This window comes from Amycolatopsis sp. NBC_00355 (assembly GCF_036104975.1).
GTDB lineage: Bacteria > Actinomycetota > Actinomycetes > Mycobacteriales > Pseudonocardiaceae > Amycolatopsis.
Map to the genome: position 1 here is coordinate 941,756 of NZ_CP107982.1, position 22,977 is coordinate 964,732.

Annotated in this window: 18 protein-coding genes and 1 pseudogene; 10 read left to right on the forward strand and 9 right to left on the reverse strand. The window is 69.2% G+C overall.

Going from position 1 to position 22,977, the window contains the following annotated elements; all coding sequences use genetic code 11:
* Positions 1 to 78: 78 nt before the first annotated feature.
* On the forward strand, positions 79 to 666 hold the full coding sequence (locus OHS18_RS04120; protein ID WP_328455924.1) for a TetR/AcrR family transcriptional regulator: 588 nt from the start codon (positions 79 to 81) through the stop codon (positions 664 to 666).
* On the opposite strand, the gene OHS18_RS04125 is transcribed toward OHS18_RS04120, so the two are convergent.
* Positions 620 to 1,708 carry an amidohydrolase family protein gene (locus OHS18_RS04125; RefSeq protein WP_328615984.1) on the reverse strand — a complete coding sequence of 363 codons (1,089 nt, stop codon included), beginning with the start codon at positions 1,706 to 1,708 and terminating at the stop codon, positions 620 to 622. The genes OHS18_RS04120 and OHS18_RS04125 overlap by 47 nt on opposite strands.
* Positions 1,709 to 1,772: 64 nt before the next feature.
* Between OHS18_RS04125 and OHS18_RS04130 the strand changes: the two genes are divergently transcribed.
* From OHS18_RS04130 to OHS18_RS04145, 4 genes and pseudogenes are all read left to right on the forward strand, one after another.
* Positions 1,773 to 2,315 carry a TetR/AcrR family transcriptional regulator gene (locus OHS18_RS04130; protein ID WP_328615985.1) on the forward strand — a complete coding sequence of 181 codons (543 nt, stop codon included), beginning with the start codon at positions 1,773 to 1,775 and terminating at the stop codon, positions 2,313 to 2,315.
* 11 nt (positions 2,316 to 2,326) lie between these two features.
* Positions 2,327 to 2,746 (forward strand): cupin domain-containing protein, encoded by a 420-nt coding sequence (locus OHS18_RS04135; protein WP_328615986.1) that lies wholly within the window; start codon positions 2,327 to 2,329, stop codon positions 2,744 to 2,746.
* Positions 2,747 to 2,908: 162 nt separating this feature from the next.
* Positions 2,909 to 4,098 (forward strand): annotated as a pseudogene (locus OHS18_RS04140) (acyl-CoA dehydrogenase family protein).
* A 101-nt stretch (positions 4,099 to 4,199) separates the two neighbouring features.
* The gene (locus OHS18_RS04145; protein WP_328615987.1) at positions 4,200 to 5,243 is read left to right on the forward strand and encodes an alcohol dehydrogenase catalytic domain-containing protein; all 1,044 of its coding nucleotides are present in this window, start codon (positions 4,200 to 4,202) and stop codon (positions 5,241 to 5,243) included.
* A 26-nt stretch (positions 5,244 to 5,269) separates the two neighbouring features.
* Here OHS18_RS04145 and OHS18_RS04150 read toward each other — a convergent pair whose 3' ends face one another.
* A complete protein-coding gene (locus OHS18_RS04150) occupies positions 5,270 to 6,247 on the reverse strand; it encodes an SEFIR domain-containing protein (protein ID WP_328455912.1) in 978 nt (325 codons plus the stop codon).
* Positions 6,248 to 6,510: 263 nt separating this feature from the next.
* Here OHS18_RS04150 and OHS18_RS04155 point away from each other — a divergent pair, with 263 nt between their 5' ends.
* From OHS18_RS04155 to OHS18_RS04175, 5 genes are read left to right on the forward strand one after another with little or no spacing between them, the layout of a single operon-like run.
* Positions 6,511 to 7,092: a toll/interleukin-1 receptor domain-containing protein gene (locus OHS18_RS04155; protein ID WP_328615988.1), complete on the forward strand. Its 582-nt coding sequence runs from the start codon at positions 6,511 to 6,513 to the stop codon at positions 7,090 to 7,092.
* Positions 7,093 to 7,095: 3 nt separating this feature from the next.
* Positions 7,096 to 8,730 (forward strand): KGGVGR-motif variant AAA ATPase, encoded by a 1,635-nt coding sequence (locus tag OHS18_RS04160; RefSeq protein ID WP_328615989.1) that lies wholly within the window; start codon positions 7,096 to 7,098, stop codon positions 8,728 to 8,730.
* Positions 8,727 to 9,371 (forward strand): hypothetical protein, encoded by a 645-nt coding sequence (locus OHS18_RS04165; protein WP_328615990.1) that lies wholly within the window; start codon positions 8,727 to 8,729, stop codon positions 9,369 to 9,371. Before OHS18_RS04160 ends, OHS18_RS04165 begins: the two co-directional genes overlap by 4 nt.
* The gene (locus OHS18_RS04170) at positions 9,371 to 12,520 is read left to right on the forward strand and encodes an ATP-binding protein (protein WP_328615991.1); all 3,150 of its coding nucleotides are present in this window, start codon (positions 9,371 to 9,373) and stop codon (positions 12,518 to 12,520) included. Before OHS18_RS04165 ends, OHS18_RS04170 begins: the two co-directional genes overlap by 1 nt.
* A gap of 51 nt (positions 12,521 to 12,571) precedes the next feature.
* Positions 12,572 to 13,132, forward strand: coding sequence for a dihydrofolate reductase family protein (locus tag OHS18_RS04175; RefSeq protein ID WP_328615992.1), 561 nt, complete (start codon positions 12,572 to 12,574; stop codon positions 13,130 to 13,132).
* Between the two features lie 56 nt (positions 13,133 to 13,188).
* Here the strand turns inward: OHS18_RS04175 and OHS18_RS04180 are convergent, their stop codons facing one another.
* The 7 genes from OHS18_RS04180 to OHS18_RS04210 all read right to left on the reverse strand — a co-directional run bounded on the left by OHS18_RS04180 (position 13,189) and on the right by OHS18_RS04210 (position 22,688).
* Positions 13,189 to 13,974, reverse strand: coding sequence for an Asp23/Gls24 family envelope stress response protein (locus tag OHS18_RS04180; protein WP_328615993.1), 786 nt, complete (start codon positions 13,972 to 13,974; stop codon positions 13,189 to 13,191).
* A gap of 292 nt (positions 13,975 to 14,266) precedes the next feature.
* Entirely contained in the window at positions 14,267 to 17,344 is a 3,078-nt protein-coding gene (locus OHS18_RS04185) for a helicase HerA-like domain-containing protein (protein ID WP_328615994.1), read from the reverse strand.
* On the reverse strand, positions 17,341 to 17,952 hold the full coding sequence (locus OHS18_RS04190; protein ID WP_328615995.1) for a hypothetical protein: 612 nt from the start codon (positions 17,950 to 17,952) through the stop codon (positions 17,341 to 17,343). The genes OHS18_RS04185 and OHS18_RS04190 overlap by 4 nt, the downstream gene beginning before the upstream one ends.
* Positions 17,953 to 17,976: 24 nt before the next feature.
* Entirely contained in the window at positions 17,977 to 19,065 is a 1,089-nt protein-coding gene (locus OHS18_RS04195; protein WP_328615996.1) for a hypothetical protein, read from the reverse strand.
* 8 nt (positions 19,066 to 19,073) lie between these two features.
* Positions 19,074 to 19,577 (reverse strand): DUF4365 domain-containing protein, encoded by a 504-nt coding sequence (locus OHS18_RS04200; RefSeq protein WP_328615997.1) that lies wholly within the window; start codon positions 19,575 to 19,577, stop codon positions 19,074 to 19,076.
* A gap of 268 nt (positions 19,578 to 19,845) precedes the next feature.
* The gene (locus OHS18_RS04205) at positions 19,846 to 20,835 is read right to left on the reverse strand and encodes a 3-oxoacyl-ACP synthase III family protein (RefSeq protein ID WP_328455906.1); all 990 of its coding nucleotides are present in this window, start codon (positions 20,833 to 20,835) and stop codon (positions 19,846 to 19,848) included.
* Positions 20,832 to 22,688 (reverse strand): ThiF family adenylyltransferase, encoded by a 1,857-nt coding sequence (locus tag OHS18_RS04210; RefSeq protein WP_328615998.1) that lies wholly within the window; start codon positions 22,686 to 22,688, stop codon positions 20,832 to 20,834. The genes OHS18_RS04205 and OHS18_RS04210 overlap by 4 nt, the downstream gene beginning before the upstream one ends.
* Positions 22,689 to 22,977: the final 289 nt, after the last annotated feature.

Sequence of the window (22,977 nt, forward strand, 5' to 3'; positions counted from 1 at the left end):
GCAGGCGTACCGTCGGTACGGTACGCCGGAGTACCATCCGGTTTCAAGAGGTTTTCGTAATGGAAGAAGGGGTATAGCGTGACCACGGTGACGACGGTCGAGACCCGCCAATTCCGGCAGCGGCTGCTCGACGGCCTGGCCGCTTCGATCACCGAAACCGGGTTCCGCGAAACCACGGTCGCCGACGTCGTCCGCCGCGCCCGCACGTCCCGCCGGACCTTCTACGAACACTTCTCCGGCAAGGAAGCGTGCTTCATCGCGCTGCTCGCCGACGCGAACCGGGACATGATCCGGCAGATCTCGGAGGCCGTCGACCCCGCCGCGCCCTGGGCGGACCAGGTCCGGCAGGCGATCGAAGCGTGGATCGCCTGCGCGGAGTCCGAACCCGCGATCACCCTCAGCTGGATCCGCGACGTCCCCGCGCTCGGCGTCACGTCGCGTGAGCTGCAGCGCGAGGCGATGGAAGGGTTCATCGCGATGACGCAGCGGCTGACCGACACGGCCGAGATGCGCGCGGCGGGGATCAGCCCGCCGTCCCGGCAGCTGGCGATCATGCTCCTGGGCGGGTTGCGCGAGCTGATCGCCACGACCGTCGAGGACGGCGGCCGCGCCGGCGACGTCACCGAGCTCGCGGTGCGCGCGTCCATCGCCCTGCTGGGTCCTTGACCTCGACACCGGCGCACCAGACGCGAGCGATCGCGCGGGTGGCGGTGATGTCGGCGAGCGGGTCGGCGTCGAGCAGGACGAGGTCGGCACGCAGGCCGGAGCGGATGGCGCCGCGATCGTCGAGCCCGAAGTGCTCGGCGGGCAACACCGTGGCCGCGCGAAGGGCGTCCACAGTGGACAGGCCGGCCTCGACGAGCAGCTCGAGTTCGTCGTGCAGGCTCTCTCCGTGCGCGACCTCGGCCGGCACGCCCGGCTCGTTGTTGGCGTCCGTCCCGGCCAGGATCGGCACACCCGCGCGGTACAACGCGGTCACCGACGCCTTCGCGCCGTCGTAGAGCTGCGGTTGTCCGACCGTCGTGGATACACCCTTCATCATGATCAGGGTCGGCGCGACGATCCGGGCTCGGGCGACGTCGTCCGCGCTGATCGGGGCGCCCAGCGGTGCGTGCGTGACGACGTCGACACCGGCGTCGAGGGCCATCGTGTACGCGCCGGCGGAGGTCGCGTGCGCGACGACCAGCAGCCCGGCGTCGTGCGCGACGTCGGTGAGCGCGCGGGCGGCCGGCAGCTCCGGGCCGCCACCGCCGGGTGCCTCCAAGACGATCTTCAGGTAGTCGGACCCCGCCGCGACCCGGGCGGCGACGAACGCCCCGGCCTGGCCGGGATCGGTGACGACGGCCTCGGCGGGCATGCCGGGGATCCGGGCGTGCATCCCGGCCGGGCCGATCGCCGGGACGCCGGCGCTGCGGATGTCGGTCAGCCCCGGCTGGTGCCGCAGGGATGCCAGCAGGTCGGCCGAGAAGGTGGCCATGTCGAGGCCGGTCGTGACGCCGTACCGCGCCAGCTGTTCGAGGCTCTCGCGGCCGTGCAGGTGGATGTGGGCGTCGATGAGCCCGGGCAGCAGGACGCGCCCGCTGCCGTCGACGGTCTCGGCGCCCGCCGGGTCGTCCCCGATGACGGCGCCGTCGAGCACGACCGTGCGCGGCTCGGTGAGCCCGGTGCCGTCGAAGACCCGGACGTTCGTGACGGCAGTCCTGCTCATGGGTGGCCCTCTCCGATAAGGAACGATATCGTTCACTAATCACCGTACACGGAGAGGGAGGCCGATGCCCGACACGCGGCGGCGGGGCGACGACCTGCTGCGGGCGATCTACTCGTCGACGCTGGCCGAGCTGGCGGAAGGGAGTTTCGAGGAGCTGAGCTTCGAGAAGATCGCCCTTCGCGCCCACACGGGCAAGGCCGCCCTCTACCGGCGCTGGTCGACACCGGCGGACCTGGTGCTGGCCGCGCTGGCCGACCCGGTCGCCGGTTTCGCCGAGACCCCGCCGCCGCGCACCGGCAGCCTGCGCGGCGACCTGCTGGTGCTCCTCGGCGGCCTCGCCCGCGTGCTCGGCGAGCCGCACGGCCGCGCGCTGGTCCAGCTGATCACGCAGCGCCGGCGTCACCCCGAGCTGTTCGAGCGGGTGCGGGACCTCGTACTGCGGCCGCGGCAGGACCTGATCCTGGACCTGCTGGGGGAGAGGGGCACCGCGCGGCTCGCCGCGGTCGGGCCACGCCTGGTCCTGGTCGCGCACCTCGAGTCCGGCCCGGTGCCCGGGACGGAGATCGCGGCGATCGTCGACGAGGTGCTCCTGCCGCTGGTCGGCTAGGTTCGGAAGCCATGGAGAGCGACAATACCCAGAGCGTGTTCGACGTCCTCGCGGAAGCCGCGGCGCTGCCCGAGACCGCCGCGACCATGCTGGTGGACAAGTACTTCGTCGACAAGGCTTCGGCCAGTGCCCGGATCTTCCGGATCTACCGCGAAGTCCCGTTGCACTACCACGAGGAGTGCGACGAACATCTGTACCTCCTCAGCGGCCGCGGCACGTTCCACCTCGACGGTGCGGAATTCGAGGCCCGGCCCGGACTGTTCCTGGCCTTCGAGCGGCTCAAGGTCCACGGATTCCCTCGCGTCTCCGAGGAACCTCTCGTCGTCCTGGCGATCGACGTGCCCCGCCGGCGCCCGGACGACATCGTGTTCGTCGACCCGTTGGCCGGCGACGCGAAGAGCTTCATGGCCCGCAACGCCGAGGGCGGCTGACCGGGTTCCCAGCGCGCGGACGTCCGTTGACAGCCACGGAGCGTCCCGGTGTACTCGGGATCATGGACGGCAGCCGCTTCACCCGCTGTACCGCCTGACCCATCCCAACCCGAGCACCCCGCGTACGCGGGCTCCTTGTCGTGCCCGAACGAAGGAAACCTCATGACCACAACGGAAGAATGGATCAGGGCGGCCCGGGACGTCGCCGCGAAGCTCGCGGTCGACGCCGTCGAGCGCGACCGCGGCAACGCCACGCCACGCCGTACCAGGAAGTCCAGCTGCTCAAGGACACCGGCCTGGTGACCCTGCTCGGCCCCGCCGAACACGGCGGTGGCGGGCAGACCTGGGACACCGCCTACCGCGTCACCCGCGAGATCGCCCGCGCGGACGGCTCGATCGGGCAGCTGCTCGGTTACCACTACCTGTGGGCGTGGGCGGCGCGGCTGGTCGCGACCGACGAACAGATCGCCGCTGTAGAAGAGCTTTACACCACCAACAACTTCTTCTTCGGCGGCGCGGTCAACCCGCGCGACTCCGACCTGACCATCACGCAGGACGGCGACGACATCGTCTACAACGGACACAAGTCGTTCTCGACCGGCAGTAAGGTGTCCGACCTGACCGTGCTGGAAGGCATCCTGGAGGGAACTGAGGATCACGTCTTCGCGATCGTCCCGTCCAACCAGGACGGTATCGTCTTCCACGACGACTGGGACAACCTCGGCCAGCGGCTCACCGAATCCGGCAGCGTCACGATCACCGACGTCCGGGTGCCGTGGGCGAGCGCGGCCGGGTACGTCGACCGGACTTTCCGGCCGTTGACGTACAACACGCTCAACGTCCCGGCGATCCAGCTCGTGTTCACCAACTTCTACCTCGGCATCGCCCAGGGCGCGCTCGAGGCCGGGCTGGCCTACACCCGCGAACGCACGCGGGCGTGGCCGTACGGCGGCGACGACAAGGACGCCGCCACCGAGGAGTGGTACATCCTCGACGGCTACGGCGACCTGCAGGCGAAGCTGTGGGCGGCCGAGGCGCTCACCGACAAGGCCGGCGCGGCGATCTCGCGCGTGCTGCACGCGCCACGGGAAGAGCTGACGCCGGAAGCGCGTGGCGAGCTCGCCGTGCTGATCGCCGCGGCCAAACAGCGCGTCATCGAAACCGGGCTGGAGATCGGGACGAAGATCTTCGAGCTGACCGGCGCCCGGGCGAGCGCGGCGAAGTACGGCCTGGACCGGTTCTGGCGGAACCTCCGCACGCACTCGCTGCACGACCCGGTGGCCTACAAGCGGCGTGAAGTCGGGGTGTACGCGCTGCGCGGCGAGGTGCCCGAGCCGACCTGGTACACCTGAGCCGCAGTCTCATATTGCGACAGCCGGGCGGCCGCCACCGTCCTAGGTTCGGTGGGCGGCCGTGCCCGGACGCGGGTGCCGGGCGGTCGCCGGAGGCGACGATGAAGGCGCTGGTCTACCACGGTCCGGGCGCGAAGGCCTGGGAAGACGTCCCGGACGCCGCCGTCCAGGAGCCCACCGACGTGGTCGTGCGCGTCGACACGACCACCATCTGCGGCACCGACCTGCACATCCTGCAGGGCGACGTCGCCGCGGTGACCGACGGCCGGATCCTCGGCCACGAAGCGGTCGGCACGGTGACGGCGGTCGGCGACGCGGTCCGTGCGTTCGCCGTCGGCGACCGGGTGCTCGTCCCGGCGATCACGCAGTGCGGGCGGTGCGAGTACTGCGGCCGCGGGATGCCGTCGCACTGCCGGACGGTCGGTGGCATCGGCTGGATCTTCGGCCACCTCATCGACGGCACCCAGGCCGAGCTGGTGCGCGTCCCGTTCGCGGACACGTCACTGTACGCGGTCCCGGACGACGTCACCAACGAACAGGCGATCTTCCTGGCCGACTCGCTGCCGACGGGTTACGAGGTCGGCGTCCTGGCCGGCCGCGTCCGCCCGGGCGACACGGTGGCGGTCGTCGGCGCGGGCGCGGTCGGCCTGTCGGCGATCCTCACGACGGGCCTGTGGGGCGCGTCGAAGGTGATCGCGGTGGACTCCGACAAGTTCCGCCTCGAGAAGGCCCTCGACTTCGGCGCGACGGACGCGATCGAGGCCGGCCCGGACACTCGCGCCGACGTACTGGGCCTGACCGACGGCCTCGGCGTCGACGTCTCGATCGAGGCGGTCGGCTACCCCCAGACCCTGCAGACCGCGGCATCCCTGGTCCGCCCCGGCGGCCGCATCGCGAACATCGGCGTCCACGGCGTCCCGGTCGAGCTGCCGATGCAGGAGATGTGGATCCAGAACATCACCCTGACGATGGGCCTGGTGGACACGGTCTCGATCCCGACGCTGCTGAAGATGGTGTCCTCGGGCCGCATCCCGGCGGAGAAGATGGGCACCCACACGTTCACCTTCGCCGAGATGGACGAGGCGTACGAGGTCTTCGCCAACGCGGCGGCCAACTCGGCGCTGAAGGTGATCATCACCCCCTGACAGCCGGCGACGGGGACGGCCCGGCGTCAGGTCATCGTCGGGTCGCCCCAGGCCAGCTCGGGCGGCCGGCCCATCCGGGGCCGCACCGGGACCGCGGCGCCGCCGAAGGGTGAGGCGGTGACCCCGGGGCGGGACATCTCCAGCCGCAGCCGGAGCGCCCCGGTGACGTCGAGGTCGATCGTGGCCGGCTTCCCGAGCGCCACCTGGTGGGCGGACTGCGGGGCGCCGTCGAGGAAGACCTGGAAGTGCCCGACCTGGAACGGATCGGCGGCGTCGTCGAGCACCCCGACGACGGCGGTCAGCCGCTGGTAGTGGCCGCCGAGGTCCATCTCGACGTACCCACCCGAGCCGGTCGGGCGTTTGGTGGGCCGCAGCACGATGCTGTTGTCGTAGCGGATCCCGTCGATCAAGGCGCTGTCGCGGCGGATCCCGCTGCTGGCCACGACCCACGGCAGCTCGTTGGCCGGCGTCGGCCGGGGCTCCCGGGAACCGCCGCCGCGCCACTCGCCGCGCTGGGGCATCGAGTACTGGCCGTGCCCGGTGATCGCGGTGAGCAGGTCGGCGATCCCGGCATCGGTGAACTCGTCGATGTGGTACCTCGTCGTCGAATGGCCGTTGAGGAACACCGGGATCTCGTCGACCGAGCGCCCCGGCAGGATCACGGGCAGCACGCGTTCCGTTTCCCGGCGCAGGTCCCGGGTCAGGTTGTCCCGGATGATCCCCGCCTCGAACTGCGCGCCCCGCCCCTCGTCGGACGCGGCCGTGCCGTCGGCCCGGCGTTTGTACTCGGGCGAGGCGATGACCAGGATGAAGTCCGCTTTGGTGAGGTGCTCGACGGCCCACAGGGACCAGTCCCGGCGCCGGTTGTCGTACCAGGCGTCGAGGTGCACGTCCAAGCCGATGGCGGCGCGCAGGAACCTCGCGAACTTCTCCACGAGTTCCTTGTGTTCGGGGGTGTCGTGCGAGTAGGTGACGAACACCCGTGGCGCGTCGCGGTCGGCCATCGACACTCCTCCTGAAGGACAAGTCGGTGATTCACCGATCCGAATGACCGGTGTTGCGGAACCATTTATCGCGCGGCCGCACTGAGCCGCAAGCCTGTCATCTATCGATTTTCCGTGGATCTGTCAAGCTCGGGTTGTCGATCATCCACAGTGGTGGCCAGTAAATGTCCACAATCTGTCAGGTTTCTCGTCTACTTCGGTGGTGCACGTCGATCTAGGCTGTGATCCGCCTGGTGGGGAGCGGTGAAGGAGCGGCGGCACGCGTGTACCAGTACGACGTCTTCATCAGCTACCAACGTGGCGACCGGGTCGTTCCGACGTGGGTCCGGAATCATTTTCATCCACGGCTGTCGGAATTGCTCGACAGCAATCTCGACCGTGAGGTGAAGGTCTTCTTCGACGAGACGCTGCCCACCGGTTCGAACTGGCCGGTGGAACTGCGGACCGCGCTGCAGCGCACGCGAATCCTGGTGCCGGTGTGCTCGCCGAAGTACTTCCAGAGCGAGTGGTGCCTCGCCGAATGGCACTCGATGGCGAAACGCGAGGAGCTGGTCGGCCGCGCGTCGCCGGGCCAACCGCGGCTGATCTACCCCGTGATCTTCTGCGACTCGCGGAACTTCCCGGCGTACGCGCACGAACGCAGCATGCAGGACCTGAAGAAGTGGAACCTGCCCTACGAGCACTTCCAGGCTTCGCAGGCGTACCTGGAGTTCCACCAGAAGGTCGAGGAGATCGCCGAAGAGCTCGAAGACCTGATCGCGCTGGCCCCGGAGTGGCGGCCGGACTGGCCCGTCGACACCCCAATGCCGGAGCCGCCGAACCGGCCCCGGATGCCGAGGTTCTGAGGGATGCCGGGGTCGGTCTTCACCTTCTACTCGTACAAGGGCGGCGTCGGCCGCAGCTTCACCCTGGCCAACGTCGCCGTGCTGCTGGCGCGGTGGGGGAACCGGGTGTTGTGCCTGGACTGGGACCTGGAGGCACCCGGCCTGAGCGACTACTTCCGGGAGAAGCTGACCGGACCGCCGGTCCGCGGGGTCGTCGACCTCGTCGACGACTTCCGCGCCGGCCGCTTCGACCCGGCGATGCACATCACCCGGCTGACCGGCGTCGGCGCGCTCGACTTCGTCGCGGCCGGGCGCGAAGAACCCGGGTACGCCGGGCGCGTCCAGGACATCGGCTGGGAGGCCCTCTACGACGACGGGTTCGGCGACTACCTCGAGCGGTGCCGTGAGTGGTGGACGGCCGAGTACGACTTCGTCCTGATCGACAGCCGCACCGGGATCTCCGACATCGGCGGCATCTGCACGGCGCACCTGCCGGACCACCTCGTGGTCCTGTTCACGGCGAACATGCAGAGCGTGCGCGGGGCCGTCGACCTCGCCCGGCGCGCGGACGTCGCCCGCGACCGGATGCCGTTCGACCGCCCCCGGCTCACCGTGCTGCCGGTGCTGTCCCGGTTCGACAACCGCGAGGAGTACGACCGGTCGGAGAAGTGGCGGCGCATCTGCGTCGAGGAGACGGCCGACCTGTACCGGACCTGGCTCGACCAGACCGTCGATGCCGACGCGATGTCCCGGCACCTGACGCTGCCCTACGTCTCGTACTGGAGCTTCGGCGAGCAGCTGCCGGTCCTCGAGGAAGCGACGCCGGGCGCGGACCAGATCGGCTTCGCCCTGGAGACGGTGGCCGCCGTGATCGCGCACCGGCTGGACCGCACCGACCTGCTGGCGGGCAACCGCGACGCCTACGTCACGTCGGTCCGCGAGGTCCGGCGGGAGTTCGCCCACGACGTCCGGGTCAGCATCCCGCGGTCCGCGGTGAAGGCCGGGAACGCGCTGGTCGCCGAGCTGGAAAAGCTCGACGTCGGGGTCGGCCGGTCGTTGTCGGGCGACCGTTCCCTGCTCGCCCGGGCCGAGGACGACGCGCAGCACCTGTGCCTGGTCGTCGACGGCAAGGTCAGCCGCTGGCAGGCGGCGGAGGTCGAGCTGTTCCTGCACCGGACCCTCGGCCAGGACCGCCGCGTCATCCCGGTGCTCACGCCGGGCACCGAGCCCAACGCGCTCCCGGGCTACGTCGGCAACCTCCGCTACCTGCGCCTGGGCCCGTCGCGCGGCCCGGCCGAGGTGGCGCGCGACCTGGTGGGCCAGCTCAAGGGCTTCACCCCGCTGGTCGACGCGGACGAACCCGATCTCGCGGCGCTGCTGCGGCAGGCACTCCAGGCGTGGCTGCGCCCGCCGCTGTGGGACCTCGTCGACGAGCTGGTCCACGACCTGCGCGCGGCCGTCGGCGGTGGCGACGACGCGCGGGTCGGGGACCTCGCGGCGGACCTGGCCGTGGCGATCAAACCCCGCTCCCCGAACGGTGACCGCCACCACGGCGTACCGCTCGAGACCCGCACGTCGATCGACATGCTCCTGCGTGTCCTCGACGTCCGGGCGAAGACCACGTTTCAGCACACGAACCACCGGAAGGATCTCGGATGACCGACCGCTTGGGACACAAGCAGACCGCGGCGATGTTCACGCTGATGGTGCTGGGCCGGGAGGTGCCCAACCCGGAGTTGCAGGAACGAGTGGGGTTCACCCTGACCGGCAAGGACCGCACCCAGCTGAACGACACCGGGTACGTCGCCAGCGAGAAGGTCGGCCGCACGTTCGTCCACCAGCTCACCGACCGTGGGTGGGCGTGGTGTGAGGCGGAGATGCAGGAACAGACCCCGCCACCGCCGCGGCCGCAGAGCGTTCTCTGTTCGGCGCTGTACCTCGTGCTGAGCGGTCTCGGTGGCTTCCTGAGCCAGGAGAAACTCCGGCCGGCCGACATTTTCGGCGTCAAGGCCGAGCTGGAACCCGAGGCTCCGCCCGCCGAAGACCTCGAGGGCCGGATTCGTGTCGCTTATCGGGAGCTGGTCAAGGAACCGCGCGGCTGGGTCGGGCTCGTCGACCTGCGGCCCAAGCTCGGCGCGCCCGCCGACGAGGTCGACGCCGTGCTGAAGCAGCTGAGCGGGGCCGGGAAGATCCACCTGGTGCCGGAGGACAACCGCAAAGCCCTTACCGCCGCCGACCACGAGGCGGCGATCCGCATCGCCGGCGAGGACAATCATTTCGTCGCTTTCGAGGCGTCATGATGGACGAACTCAAGGCACTGGCGACGCTGAGCTTCGACTGGGCGGATACGCCGGATCACGTCTGGCGGGACTCGCCTTACCACGTCGACGGCTTGCATGACGACGCGCTCGCCGCGCTCGACACGGGCATCCGTGACGCCGTGGCCAGCGACGGACCCAGCCCGATCGGGCTGGTGATGCAAGGGCAGAAAGGCGTTGGAAAGACCCACCTGCTGGGTCTCGTCCGGCGGCGGGTGCACCGCGCACGAGGCTACTTTTTCCTCGACGACGTCACCGCGGCCGAGGCGTTCTGGGAGAACACGGCAGAGGCGCTGCGCCGCGGGCTTTCCCGTCCGGACGATTCGGGCGAGTCGCAACTGAAGAAGTTCCTGCTGCGCGTATGCCTGCGGGCCCACGTCGACGCCGACGTGGAAGCGAGGATCCGGCGCGGGCGCGGCCTGACCGTGGATGACGTCGAAGCGTTCATCGAGGGAGTGGAGTCTCTCGACCAGACAGTCGCGGACGAGTGTGGGGATACCGCACGCGCCCTGGTGCTGATCGCGAGTCGGGACCGCGGCGCCAAGTACATCGGTGAGGACTATCTCGACGGCGACGCCGAGCTGACGTCCGAGGCCCGCCAGTGGAACATCTACTCGCGGCCGAAACCCTCCCGGGTGCTCGTGAAGGAGATCACGCGGCTGCTCGCCCTCACCGGGCCCGTAGTGATTGCCGTGGACCAGCTCGACACCCTCGTCGCCCGATCTACGCAGGGCATGATGAAAGAGGGGGTCGCGGATGACCTGCTCGTGGCGAAGATCGCCGACGGGCTCATGGGCCTGCGAGAGGTCACAAATAAGACCCTCACCGTTCTCGCCTGCCTGCCCAGCACATGGGAGCAGATCAAGACGAAGGCGGCTGGAACCGTCCCGGACCGCTTCCGGGAGAAGGTGACTCTCGGGCGGATCCTCGACCCCGAAGTCGGCCGGGCTCTGGTGGCGAAGCGGCTCGGAGTGGCTTACCAGGCCATGGATTTCACGCCACCACACCCGACCTGGCCTGTCGCACCTGTGGCGTTCGCGGAACCCTGGGAGCAGTGGACTCCGCGGCAGCTGCTGAAGCGCATCGGCGCGCACATCGAACTCTGCTTGCGCGCCGGGCAGGTTCAGGAGCTCACCTCCTTCGACGAGAAGCTGGTCGTGCCGATCGCTCCGGTGGTGCGGACCGCGGTCGAGCACGACCGGTTCGCCGACCTCGACTCCGAGTTCGAGAAGCTGCAGGCGGAGGCGGAGCCCGAGAAGCTGCTCGCGGAGAAGACCGTGGACAAGGCGATGCCCGACCTCCTCTCCGCCGCTTTGCGCTGCTGGGTCACCGAAGTCGGTGATGACGACCTGGAGTGGTCGTGTGAGCGCCAGAACGGGCGCAGCGAAGTGCACGCCTGGCTCTCCCGGACCCTCGACGAGGCCGCGGACCTGCAGGAGCACTGGGCGTTCCGGGCGATCGCCGCCCGTGATCCGCGTGCCGCGCTGAGCCGGTTCCGCAAGGCCCGTTCCGCGGCGGGACAGCTGCAGGGAGCGGACAACCGCCACCTCGTCATCCTCCGGGACGCCTGGGGGCGCGGCGCCAAGACGCGCGAAGAGGTCGACAAGTTCACCACCGCGGGAGGCAAGACCGTCCCGCCGAGCGCGGCTGACGTCCGGACCTTCTGGGCGTTGCAGAAGATGCTCGGCACCGGCGGCCGTGAGCTGCACGAGTGGCTGATCGACCGGCGGCCCGCCAGCCGCTCGGAGCTGCTGGCGGCAGTGCTGCCGCCACCGTCGGACGGGCAGCGGTCCGACGGGAAGCCGTTGCCGGAGAAGGCGTCGTCGGGGCAGGCTGCCGAAGGGACCCATCCGCCGCCGGTGGACGGGAAGCGTGCCGACGAGGTGCTTCCGCCGCCGGCGGAGGGGGAGATCACGCTCGGTGCGGTTGTCGGCTCGGGGGAGCCTGTCCGGATCGAGCTCTCGGCGCTGCGCAAGCACGCGGCGATCTTCGCCGGGTCGGGGTCGGGGAAGACCGTGCTGCTCAGGCGGATCGTGGAGGAGTGCGCTCTCCTGGGGGTGTCCGCGATCGTCCTGGACCCGAACAACGACCTCTCCCGTCTCGGGGACGCCTGGCCCGAGGCGCCGGACGGGTGGGGGCCCGACGACGCCCAGCTGGCCAAGCGCTACCTGGCGGAGACGGACGTCGTCGTCTGGACGCCCGGGCGCGCGACCGGGCGCCCGCTGGCTTTCCAGCCCTTGCCGGACTTCGCCGGCGTGCTCGACGACGCCGACGAGTTCACCGCGGCCGTCGAGGTGGCGGTGGCGACGCTCGCGCCGCAGGCCCGGCTCACCGGGACGACGGTCAAGGCCAACATCGGCCTGGCCGTGTTGCGGCAAGCCGTGATCCACTACGCGCAGACCGGGTCGCGCAGTCTGCCGGAGCTGATCGAGCTGCTGTCGGACCTGCCCGACGACGTCAGCAACCTCAACGACGCCAAGCGCATCGCGGCCGAGCTGGCCGAGGTGCTGAAGGCGGCGATGGTCAACGACCCGCTGTTCGCCGGCGGCGGGGAGCCCGTGGACCCGGGTGTGCTGCTGACCCCGGCTCCGGGGCGCCGGGCGCGGGTGTCGGTGATCAGTTTTGTGGGCTTGCCGGCGGAGGAGCAGCGGCAGAACTTCGTCAACCAGCTCCAGATGGAACTGTTCGCGTGGATCAAACGCAACCCGGCGGGCGACCGTCCGCTGGGGGCGCTGTTCGTGATGGACGAGGCCCAGATGCTCGCGGCCTCGGGCACGCTCACGGCGAGCACGCGCAGCACGATCGTCCTCGCGTCCCAGGCCCGGAAGTACGGGCTGGGGTTGCTGTTCGCGACGCAGGCGCCGAAGGGCCTGCACAACCAGGTGGTCGGCAACGCGATGACGCAGTTCTTCGGCCGGCTCAACAGCCCGGCGCAGATCGCGGCGGCCAACGAATTGGCCCGCGCGAAGGGCAGCCCGGTCGCCGACATTTCGAGGTTGGAGCGCGCGCAGTTCTACGTGGCGGGGGAGGCGTTCGGCTTCCGCCAGATCGCGACACCGCTGTGCCTGACCCACCACCCGGCGAGCCCGTTGCGGCTGGAAGAGGTGATCAGCCGGGCCCGGGACGCCTGAACCTGTCGATCCGGGCGCCGCCCGTTCGACGCCTGGGTGAAGGAGGTTCCCATGTCCCAGGTGATCTTGTACATGTCGATGTCGCTGGACGGGTTCATCGCGGGCCCGGACGACCGCGCGGGCCAGGAGCTCGGCCGTGGTGGCGGGCGCTTGTTCAACTGGCTGGACGACCGGCTGGGCGAGGGCGTGAACGGCCGGGTGTACCGCGAGGCCATGGCCACCGGCGCGGTGATCTCGGGCCGCCGGACGTTCGAGCTGGCCGGTCGCTGGCAGGGGGACCACCACGACGGCGTCCCGATCCACGTCCTGACCCACCACGTGGACCCCGGCGACGAACCGCCGGGAAGCGCCCGGTTCTACACGGACGTCGCCGCGTGCGTGGCCGAAGCGGTGGCGGCGGCCGGCGACCGGTCGGTACTGGTGCACGGCGCGGGCGCGGCACAATCGTTGCTACGAGGGGGTTTGCTGGACGAGCTGGAGATCCACCTGGTCCCGGTCCTGCTCGGCGGCGGTCGCCGCCTGTTCGCGGAATCGGAGCGGGTCGAACTTCGCCAGACCCGGCGGCTGGACGGCCGCGACGTGACGCATCTGCGCTACGAGGTTTCCCGCTAGCGGCGCGATGCCGGCTCGGTCCCGGGATTGCGCCCGGGACCGAGCCTCGGCAGAGCTCAGTCGGCGTCCGGGAAGTGGATGTCGGCGATGTGCACGTCGACGCCCTCGACGTCGAGGCCGAGGAACTGTTCGACCGCTTCGATCACGTCGGTGCGGATCTTCTCGGCCAGGACCTTGACGGCGTGGCCGAAGTCGATCACCACGGAGATGGTGATGGTGGCGACGTCGCCGTCGACCGCTACCTCGACGTCGTCGCTGGTGAGTTCGTGGACGCCTTCGGCCTTGCGGGCGACCCGGTACACGATCTTCACGACGACGTCGTCGCCGATGGTGGTGGCGCCGCGGGTGCCGGCGGCGGGGCGGGCCGCGGCCGCGACGACGCGCTCGGCCTCGTCGACGACCTCAGCCTCGGCCTCGGCGACGACCGGCGCGGCTTCTTCCGTGACCTCGGCTTCTTCGGTCTCGACGGTGTCCGCGGCGGAGTCGGAGCTGTCTTCGTCCGCGGCCGCCTCGTCGGACTCCTCGGTGACGGCTTCGGCCTCGGCGCCTTCGTCCTCGACGGCTTCGTCGTCCGTCTCGTCGATGTCGGCGTCGGCGTCGTCGGTGTCCGTCTCCACGACTTCGGCGTCGGCGGAGTCGGTGGCGGCTTCGGGCTCCTCGGTCACGACGTCCGTGCCGGCGTCCTCGGTGGGCTCGGTGGTTTCGGCCTGGATCTCTTCGGTGTCAACGATTTCGGGAGCTGCGGTGTCGGCCGGAGCGGCGGGCGCGACTCCGCCGTACCCGCCGGAGGCGGGGGTGCCGGAGTTCGGGCGGCCGAAGATGCTGTTGATGACGTCGGACATGGGTTCCCCTTTTCGGGAGCGACGACTTCGGGTGGGGACGAACAAGACGGCGCCACTATAGGGCATGACCGTGACCTCGATCACGTACCCCGCCGTCGGGTTTTCCCTTGTGTCCCAAACATGTCCAGTAACCGGACGGCGTCACTCGCGGTGGTCGCCTGGTCACCTTACGGCCGCGACGGGATGCGCTACAGGTCTCTCCGGAACTTCGATGTCGTGAATTCGAACCGCCGATCACTCTTATCCGCTCAAGCCGGCGCGTTACTCGACCGCGGTTCGGCTCGCCGGCGGCTCAGCCGCGGTGAGCTCGCTCGACCACTTCGTCCTCCTGTAGCGGTCCGGTGTGGTGGCTGAGGCAGATCGGTACCTCGATCTTGCTGAATCCCGTCCCCTCGCCTGCTGCGTAGAAGGTCCCGCGATTGAGGCTGGCGAGATCGTCGATGACCGAGTTCCGGGATTGAGCCATGGTTTTGGCCGCTTCGACCTGAACGGGTGCACTCACCCGGCCGAGGAACTGATTGGCGGTATTCCCCACGGTCTGGTGGTGGATGCCCTTGGGTGCTTGTGAGGCGAGCACTATGCCGAGCCCGTACTTCCGGATCTGGCGGATGAGCTCCACCGTGCTTTCGGTGCTCGGGTTCGCTCCGGTCGACGGGACGAAATTCTGCGCCTCGTCCATGACCAGCAGGCCGCCCAACGGACGATCGCCTGCGGGATGTGCTCTGAACCAGGAGAACAGCGCGGCCTGTAGGCGGCTGACGAACCGTGCTGAGGCGTCGCCCGAGAGGCCGACGAAACTGATCACCGAGACTCGTGAGGCCTTTCCCGGCGACGGGGTGAGCAGCAAACCCGGATCGGCGGGCGCACCGGATTCCCCGAACAGCGGATCCGTTTCCATCGCGGCTTCCAGCGTGTCTGCCATCTCGACGGCAAACCGGATGGTCCTGTTGTTGACGGTGCCGCTGGGCGGCTCGGCGAGCAACTCGACGAATCCGGCGAGCGTATGTCCTCCATCCCGGATGTAATGGCCGAGCACGCGCTTGAGCACACCCAACTGCTGGGTTGCCCTTCCGCTTTTACCTCGGATTCCGGCCTGTGGCGCGAGAGTGGCGACTGTCGAGGTGAGCAGCCTCGTGAAGTCGTCGACGTCGTCCAGCACGGGGCCGAAGTCCGGCAGGGGGTGGAAGGACAGCGGACGGCCTCTGTTGAGGCCCGGAGTCCAGACGATCACCTCGGTGTCTGCGAAATAACGTCGCGCTTCGTTCTCTTGTCGCTCGGTCCAACCGTCCGGCGCGGTCGGCCACGGATCACCGAGGCGTCCGAGGTCGTCGTTCGGATCCAGGACGATGGCCGAGACGCCACTCAGCGCACATTGTTCGATGAGTCGTTTGAGGAGGACCGTCTTACCGGAACCGGCAGCGCCGATGACAGCGGTGTGCATCCGAAGCTGCCTGATGGCGACGGTGAAGGGCCGTTGGCCGCGCTTGGTCATTCCGATGGTGATGTCAGCCTCGGCGTGGCTGTCCTCGATGAGTTCATCCTCGGGCAGAGTCGAACGGCCGAGGTGCGGCCGGAGTTCGGCGATCACGGCCGCGAAAAGCTCGGTCCGTGACGCGGGACGAGTCGACCTCAACCAGGCATCGAGTCCGGCCGGGTTGGTGGCAAGCATGGTGCGGAGCGCGGTGAACGTCCGTACGTCGTCGGCGCCGATCGGTACCGACCACCCACCGCGCGCGAAGAAGTCCTTCTTGATCTCTTCGGTCTTGCGGCCGCCCGGATAGGGGATGTTCCGCAACAAGAGCATGCGCCGGCTCGACAGTCCTGCGGCCAAGCCGGATTCGTTCATCGCCTTGGTCATGCGTGTTTGTGCGGCACCCGCATGGTCTGTGGCGATCGCCCGGAAGGCCCAATGGATGCTGTTCTCCGTCTTCTCATCCAGGACGTAGCGCAGCCGTGCGTGCAGCGCCGGACTGCGGCCGAAGTCGGTTTCGATCTGGAATCGGCCGACGTCTCCGCCGAGTTCCTGCACGAGACTCTTCAAGCCGGCGCCCAGCAGACCCGGCATCAGGCGGTCCTCGGTCGTCTTGTCGAGCGGTTTGGTGATGTCCGCGGCGCGTCGTAGATCTTCGAATCGGCTGGTCAGAGCTTCTGTTTCGGTATCCTGCACCGGGATGGGCGCAATGACGGGCTGCTCCGCTTCCAGCGACGTCAGCTCGACCGCCTTCCCGGCATCCAGGCACCCCTTGATGTGCTCGGCGACGCGGTTGAGGAGTCGCCGTACGGTGTAGCGGTGTGGCGATTCGGCGAGTGCGGCGGAGCTGATCGGCCAGGTCGGCGTCGGCGGCAGGAACCCGACGGAGTCGTAACCGGACCGGAAACGGCTGCTGACGACGGCCGCGGCGGTGGCTTCGTCGGGGATCGCGCCGAGCTCGGGTAGGAGATCGAACCGATCCAGGGCGGACACGATCGCCACCCTGGAAATCTTCTCCCAGGTGTCGGGATGGCAAGCGACCACCATGAAGGTGCGGCGGGTCTCTTCACGGAGATTCATCAGGCCGGTGGCGATGTCGCTGGTCAGGCGCTTCGCGGCGCGAATTTCGCCGGAGGAAGACGTGCCCATGGAGGACTCTGAGGCCGCCACGACATCGTCGAGCTGGTCGAATGCGAACACCAGGGGGCCGACGAGGGCGAAGAGGCGGGTGAGATCTCGCAGCACGAGCTGCGCGGGCCTCGCCCGGGACGGCAGTCCCCAAGCAGTGCGCTGCTCCTGCTCGTCGTCGTTCAGCGCAAGGTAGGAGGTCCCGGCCTCCGCGGCCGCCCCCGAGGAGGCAACGAGCGCCAGCGCACGCGCCGTGTACCCCGCCTCATTGCCCACTTGCCGGTCAAGACGCCGGATGCCGGCGACGAACGCGTCCAAGTGGGCTCGAGTCAGTTCGCGTTCACCGGTGACCGCGGCACGAGTCGCGTCGTCGAGGCTTGTCCGACGGGCAAGACCGTCGATCAGAAGCAGTAGCTGTTCATGATCGCCGTCATCCTTGCGGTACAGGCTGTCGACGAGACTGGCCGTGGCGCTCTCCCAGAAGTCGCGGCCGGCCACCAGCTTGATGTAGAAGAAGAACCCGCCTCGCGACTGGATCTCCTGCCGGGTCCAGCCGAGGAGGTGCGTTTTGCCGGCGCCGGCGTTGCCTCGCACCACGGCCGCGACCGGTACGTGGTCGGAACTGATCGCATCCATCGATGCGAGCAATCGCCTCGACACCTCGGGATGGAGACTGCCGACGTGGTAGGACGACTGTGAAGTCCATACCTCGTCCGGCGTCAGCGCGGTGCTGAGGTACAACCTGTCCAGCGCTTCCAGCTGCCGGTTCACGCTGCACTGATCTTCAGCAGGTGCCGTTCTTCGCCACCTATCTCGACCGCGGCCTCCCGATCGTCTTCCGTCAGCGTCTTTCGATTGGTCTCCGGGATCAGCTGCACATCCGGCAGCTCGATCAGCCGATCGAGCTCGGCATCGACGACTTCGGTGGATACGTCTTCCAGCCAAGGCCGCAGCGCGGACAGCTTGACCCAGCTGCCGGGCGGGCGACGGACGGTGAGTTCGGTGTAGGACGCGCGAATCCAGCTTTCGAGGTCGGGTCGGAAGAAGTCACCGAATTTCGTCTCGGAATGGGCCAAGTGCTGACCGACGCTGTCCAGCACGGCGTACAGGACGCCGACCGGGAATTTCGCGCCGTCGGGGCGTCCGGCCACGAGGGCGGTTTCGCACCACGCCCGGCCCTCGGGGGTCAGCTGATGGGTGTTGACCGTGCGGCGTTTTTTCGAAGTGATCAGGGCGACGTCCTGATTCGCCCGGTTGCGCACTTCGGCCGTGATCTCCAGACCGGCGACGTCGCGCAGTTCCCGGTTCGTCACCGGTCGCGCCACCACCATGAGGGCGAACAGCGACGCCTGGTCTCGCACGGTCAACTGGGTCCCCACGATATTCCTCCCGGATTGGTCGGTTCAGATCTCGAGCCTCGGTCCCGGCACCAGTTCCACCCGGCCGGTCGTGCTGGACAGCTCGCCGGACACCGCGATTCGGCGGCCGTCGCGGTGAGCGGTGATCGCCCGGTCGTAGGTGACCTGGTCGGCCAACCGGACCCACACCGTCGTACGTCGCGATTGCCCCGCGCGTTCCGTGCGCAGATCTCCGCGCACCTTGATCCGCCACCTGTCGCCGCTTGCCGTATCGTCTTCCAGCCCTGAGACGACGCCGGTTACCGATGCGGCGCCAGAGGCGGTGACCGCACGCAATCTGTCGGCGGCCGTTCGGAGCAACGACTCCGAGGCCGGCGGGAACGCGAGCACTTTCGGCCGGATGTCCAGCGGCTGTGAGCGTGCCCAGCGGAAGGTGATCTCGAACGGCTCACCCCGACCGCGAGCTGAGAAGCTGCTGAGGGCTTGGCAAAGGTCCGCCGAGACACCCGCGGTGACGGTCTTGTCGAATGCTTCGGGCGAACCGGCGACTACCGCGTTGTGAGCTGCGCTGATCGATCCCAGCATGTGCACCAGAACGGTCCGCCCGGTCAGTTCCTCCCCGTCGTGGGACCGGCCGGGCACGTCTGCGGCCAGACGGACCTCGATGACATAGCTGCCTGCCCGTGCCGGACCCAGCTCGGCGGCCCGCAGCACGTCGCCAACGGCGGCGGGTGGACGTCCTGCAAAAGCGAAGTGCGGGCCTTGCACAACAGTACGAGCTGCTGTGCCGAGCAGTCCCCGGACGCCTTCCACAGCTTGGACACCGGATGCCAAAGAGGTGTATCCGGCGTCATGGTCCGCCGGAAAGGTGCGGAAGAGCAACCTGTCGAGATTCGGCCTGGAGATCTCCAGCGCGATTTCCGCTATCGGGCGGTCTTCGGCTGAGCACAGGCAGCGGAGGATGTCGCGCACTCTGCGTTCCCCGTCGCCCAGCCCGTCCTGGGCGGGGACCAGGACTTCGAAGTCGGCCGGATGCCGCCAGAAGCTCGCGCCGTTCCAGTCGTCCGGCTCCCGCTCCCAACCCGTTTCGGCCAGGTAGCTGGTGATATCGCTGATCTTCAACGGGATCGTCATGGCGGCGCCTACCAGACCGACTGGGTTTCGGTGAGCCTGCGCAGGGCCGCGGCGGTGAGCACGTTCGCGGTGGGCACTTTGACCGGCCGTTTCCGGTTGCGGTCCGGCTCCAAGATGGGCTTTTCGGAACGGAGGGAGACGAAGTAACCGAGGTGGCGCAGCATCACACCATCGGTCATGGAGGCCGCGTACGACTGGTTGTCCACGGGGACGCAGATGACGAAGAGGAACCGGGGGACGGTGAAGTCGGACCCGGCGAGCTTGTTGAACTGCCATTCGTCGAGTCCGCGGTAATCAAGGTGTCCGGATGACCGCGACGGCTTCGACCACGTCTTGATCTGTGCTTCGATGGTCGGGGAGTAGACCTTCCCGTACCGGCCGGTGGCACGAAATCCGAGGTCGATGCCGTCCACGTCGAGATCGTCCTTCAGGACGAGGAGACCGGCTGCCGACGCGAGCACGCGGACGTAGTCTTCGCCGAACTTGCCCTGGTGCTGTCTGGCGTCGAGCATGCAAGCCCTCCCGCGAGCGTGGCGTGCCTCGACCGCGAGCTTATGAGCCGGATCCGTGCCTGTCTGTACGGCAACGTGTTGATCCTCGTCGCCGCCGGGACAGCGCTGAGCCACAACGCGTCGGTGACTGCATGTCGGACGTCGATTGAATTCCGTGCTTCGTCGTCGATGCGAATCCGGGACGTGTCCTCGGACGATTAGCGTAGGGCCGCACGGAGGTATGTCCGAAAACCGTGGCGCGACCGGGGCCGCGCCACGGTTGGTCAGCTCACCCGTGCCGCAAGCAGAGCGTTCCCCACTGGAAGCCCGCCCCGATGGACGAGACCACGTACGTGTCGCCGTGGCGGACCGAGCCGGCCGTGAACGCCGCGTGCAGCGCCGTGAACACGCCCGCCGAGCCCGTGTTGCCGAGGCGGTCCACCGTGATCGGTGCCCGCGAACGGGACACGCCCAGCTTGTCCAGCGCCGCCGTGATGATGTTCAAGTTGGCCTGGTGGAGGAAGAAGTGCGTGACGTCCTCCACCGACAGCCCGGCCTCGTCGACCGCCCGGAGGATGCTGTCCGGCAGGCAGCGGGTCGCGGTGTTCCAGACCGCGCGGCCGTCCATCTTCAGGTAGTGGTCCGACGCCGACGCGGCGGCCGGCGGGAGGCGGGAACCGCCCGCCGGGATCTCCACGTCGTACGACAGCTCCGTGCCGAAGTCCCAGCCCAGCAGACCGGCGCCCGCGGACGACGCGCGGGTCAGGACCGCCGCGCCCGCCGCGTCGCCGAAGAACACCCGGGTCGTCCGGTCTTGCGGGTCGGTGACGCGGGACGCGCAGTCCGCCGCGATGACCAGCACCGTCGAAGCCGCCGACGTCTGGAGCAGGTGCGCGGCCAGGAACAACGCCTGGACGCCGTTCGCGCACGCCGCTTGCGTGATGTCGAGCGTCAGCGCGCGGTCCGCGCCCAGCAGTTCCTTCACGATCAGCGCGGTCGACGGGAGCGGCTGGTCGTAGGTGTACGTCCCGACGATGATCGCGTCGACGTCGCGCGGGGTGATGCCCGCCGCGGCCAGGGCCGGGTGGGCCGCCGCCACGCACATGTCCGATGTCGCGCGGTCCGGGGCCAGGCGCCGGCGGACGCGGATGCCCGTGCGGCTGACGATCCACTCGTCGGAGGTGTCGAGCGTCGCCGCGAGCTCGGCGTTCGTCACGACTTCCGGCGGCAGGTGCACACCGGTGCCCGCGATCATGACGGGGACGGTCAGCGCGGTCACACCGCACCGCCCGCGAAAACGCTGCGCGAGGCGCTGAGCTGCTGGGACAGATCGGTGTAGAACCGGCCCGACTCGCAGGGCCGGCCGAGCAGGATGCGGCGCGCCGCCTCGCCGCACAGCGCACCGCCCAGCGCGACGCCGGACGCCAGCTGCGGCCAGCTGCTCAGCGTGCGCCCGAGCTGCCCGAACGACGCGGCCAGCTCCGGGCTGATCCGGTCGGCGTCCACCATCGCCAGGATCAGGTCGACCTTCTCCTGGTACCCGAGGTCCGCCAGGTCGACGGACTTCACGTCGCCGAGCAGCCCGTGCAGCAGCGGCCGGTCGGGCTCGCGGTCGAACCGCTCGACGTCGAGCATGCCGCGGTCGTTGCAGTCCATCACCACCGGGATGCCGAGGTCACGCGCGTACTCGCGGGCCGCGATCTTGACCCACGGCGTGTCGCATTCCTCGACGAGCAGGTCGATCCCGCCGGCGAAGAAGTCCTCGATGGTGTCCTCGGTCAGCCCGTCGCGCTGGATCTCGATGTCGAGGTACGGGTCGATCTCGAACATCTGCCGCGCGGACAGCACCGCCTTGTTGACGCCGAGGTGGTGCACACCGGCGCGCAGCCGGTTCAGGTTGGACAGCCCGAAGTCGTCGAAGTCGGCCAGCCGGTACGCGCCGCCGATGCCCTCGAGCGCGAACGTCAGCGCCGCGCTGTTGCCGACGGACAGGCCGATGATCCCGATCCGCTTGCCGAACAGGCCACGCTGTTCCGGGCGTTCGATCCGGCCGCGGTTGCGGTCGGTGCGCACCAGCCGGAACTCCTCGCGCGGCAGCACGTGCACCAGCCGCCCCGACCACGGGAACCACACCCAGGTGCCGTACTCCCACGCCGCGACGCCCGCCAGCTGCTCGCGCTTCTTGCGCTCGATCTCGGCGGCGTCCGTGCAGGCCGGTTCGCGGCTGCGGACCAGTTCGGTGAGCTGCTCGTCGAGCGTGTCGTGGACTTCGCGGACTTCGCCGGACGCCAGCAGGCGGTTGAGGGCGTCGTGGTCGGCGGCGGTGAACAGCACCGGCTGCCAGACGTCGCGGTCGGGACCGGCGGCTTCGGTGAGCGTGAGCGGCGCTGCGCGGGGCGCCCGCGGTGCGGGGAGCAGCGGCGACGGGCCGCCGGCGGCGATGAGCGGGAACTCGTCGCGCAGCCGCGTCACGAGGTCGTGCTGCCGGCCGGCGCCGTCGAGGACGCGGTGGACCATGATCACGACGTCCTCGGTGTACTGCGGGACGTAGCGGCGGGTGCCGGCCACGGGCCGGAAACCGAACCGTTCGTGGAACCGGTCCTGGCCGTCCTTCGTGCCGGACGTGCCGATCATCGCCCGCGCGCCGAGGTGGTGGGCCGCGCCGATCGCCAGCGCGTTCAGGTACTGCCCGAGCCCGAGCTTGCGGGCCCGGTGCTCGACGACGAGCCGGCTGTGCTCGAACACCTCCGACGCCGGGAAACCTTGGGTGGCAAGGAGTTTTTCGTAGGCCGCGTCGCCGAGGTAGGCCCGGGACTGGAAGCGCTCGCCGGCGTCCGGTGTGGACAGCCGGATGTAGCCCAGCGGCTCGCCGCCGGGACTGCGGCGGGCGATGAAGTGCCACGCGCCGAAGTCGAGGTCCTGGTCGTCGGTGTGGGAGCCGTCCGCGCGGAGGAAAGCCGGGCGGCGGCCGTGGTCGAAGAGGATCCGGGCGCGCAGTTCGCGGACCGCGTCGATCAGGGTGTGGTCGCCGGAGCCCGGCTGCGGCCCGAGGAACGCCGTGACGTGCCAGTCCGGCGATCCGGGCTGCGGGGACCACGATTCGCGTGGGCCGGGGTGGTTCAGGTGGGTCAAGTTCCGTCTTTTCTCAAGGAGTTCCGGGGGACCTGTCCGGCCGCGGCGAGCGTGGTCCGGACCAGGGCAGCCGGGACACTAGCAGCGGGCGGACGGCCCGGCCCGGCGGTGCGCCGCGGTGATCTTCCCGCACGGCCCAGCCGGGAAATCCTTTACTCTCAAGAGAATTGACAGTGTGTCACACACGTAGACCACGAATGATGAAGATCGAACGCCGGCATCACTCGAAGGAGTGGCGGTGTCTCTCGTAGGGCGACGGAGAGAAGATCAAGCCGCCCACGCTCCACAG

Excerpts from the sequence above, each read along its gene's own strand:
- OHS18_RS04125 (WP_328615984.1), bottom strand. The coding sequence starts at position 1,708 with ATGAGCAGGACTGCCGTCACGAACGTCCGGGTCTTCGACGGCACCGGG.
- OHS18_RS04130 (WP_328615985.1), top strand. The coding sequence starts at position 1,773 with ATGCCCGACACGCGGCGGCGGGGCGACGACCTGCTGCGGGCGATCTAC.
- OHS18_RS04135 (WP_328615986.1), top strand. The coding sequence starts at position 2,327 with ATGGAGAGCGACAATACCCAGAGCGTGTTCGACGTCCTCGCGGAAGCC.
- OHS18_RS04145 (WP_328615987.1), top strand. The coding sequence starts at position 4,200 with ATGAAGGCGCTGGTCTACCACGGTCCGGGCGCGAAGGCCTGGGAAGAC.
- OHS18_RS04150 (WP_328455912.1), bottom strand. The coding sequence starts at position 6,247 with ATGGCCGACCGCGACGCGCCACGGGTGTTCGTCACCTACTCGCACGAC.
- OHS18_RS04160 (WP_328615989.1), top strand. The coding sequence starts at position 7,096 with ATGCCGGGGTCGGTCTTCACCTTCTACTCGTACAAGGGCGGCGTCGGC.
- OHS18_RS04165 (WP_328615990.1), top strand. The coding sequence starts at position 8,727 with ATGACCGACCGCTTGGGACACAAGCAGACCGCGGCGATGTTCACGCTG.
- OHS18_RS04170 (WP_328615991.1), top strand. The coding sequence starts at position 9,371 with ATGGACGAACTCAAGGCACTGGCGACGCTGAGCTTCGACTGGGCGGAT.
- OHS18_RS04175 (WP_328615992.1), top strand. The coding sequence starts at position 12,572 with ATGTCCCAGGTGATCTTGTACATGTCGATGTCGCTGGACGGGTTCATC.
- OHS18_RS04180 (WP_328615993.1), bottom strand. The coding sequence starts at position 13,974 with ATGTCCGACGTCATCAACAGCATCTTCGGCCGCCCGAACTCCGGCACC.
- OHS18_RS04195 (WP_328615996.1), bottom strand. The coding sequence starts at position 19,065 with ATGACGATCCCGTTGAAGATCAGCGATATCACCAGCTACCTGGCCGAA.
- OHS18_RS04200 (WP_328615997.1), bottom strand. The coding sequence starts at position 19,577 with ATGCTCGACGCCAGACAGCACCAGGGCAAGTTCGGCGAAGACTACGTC.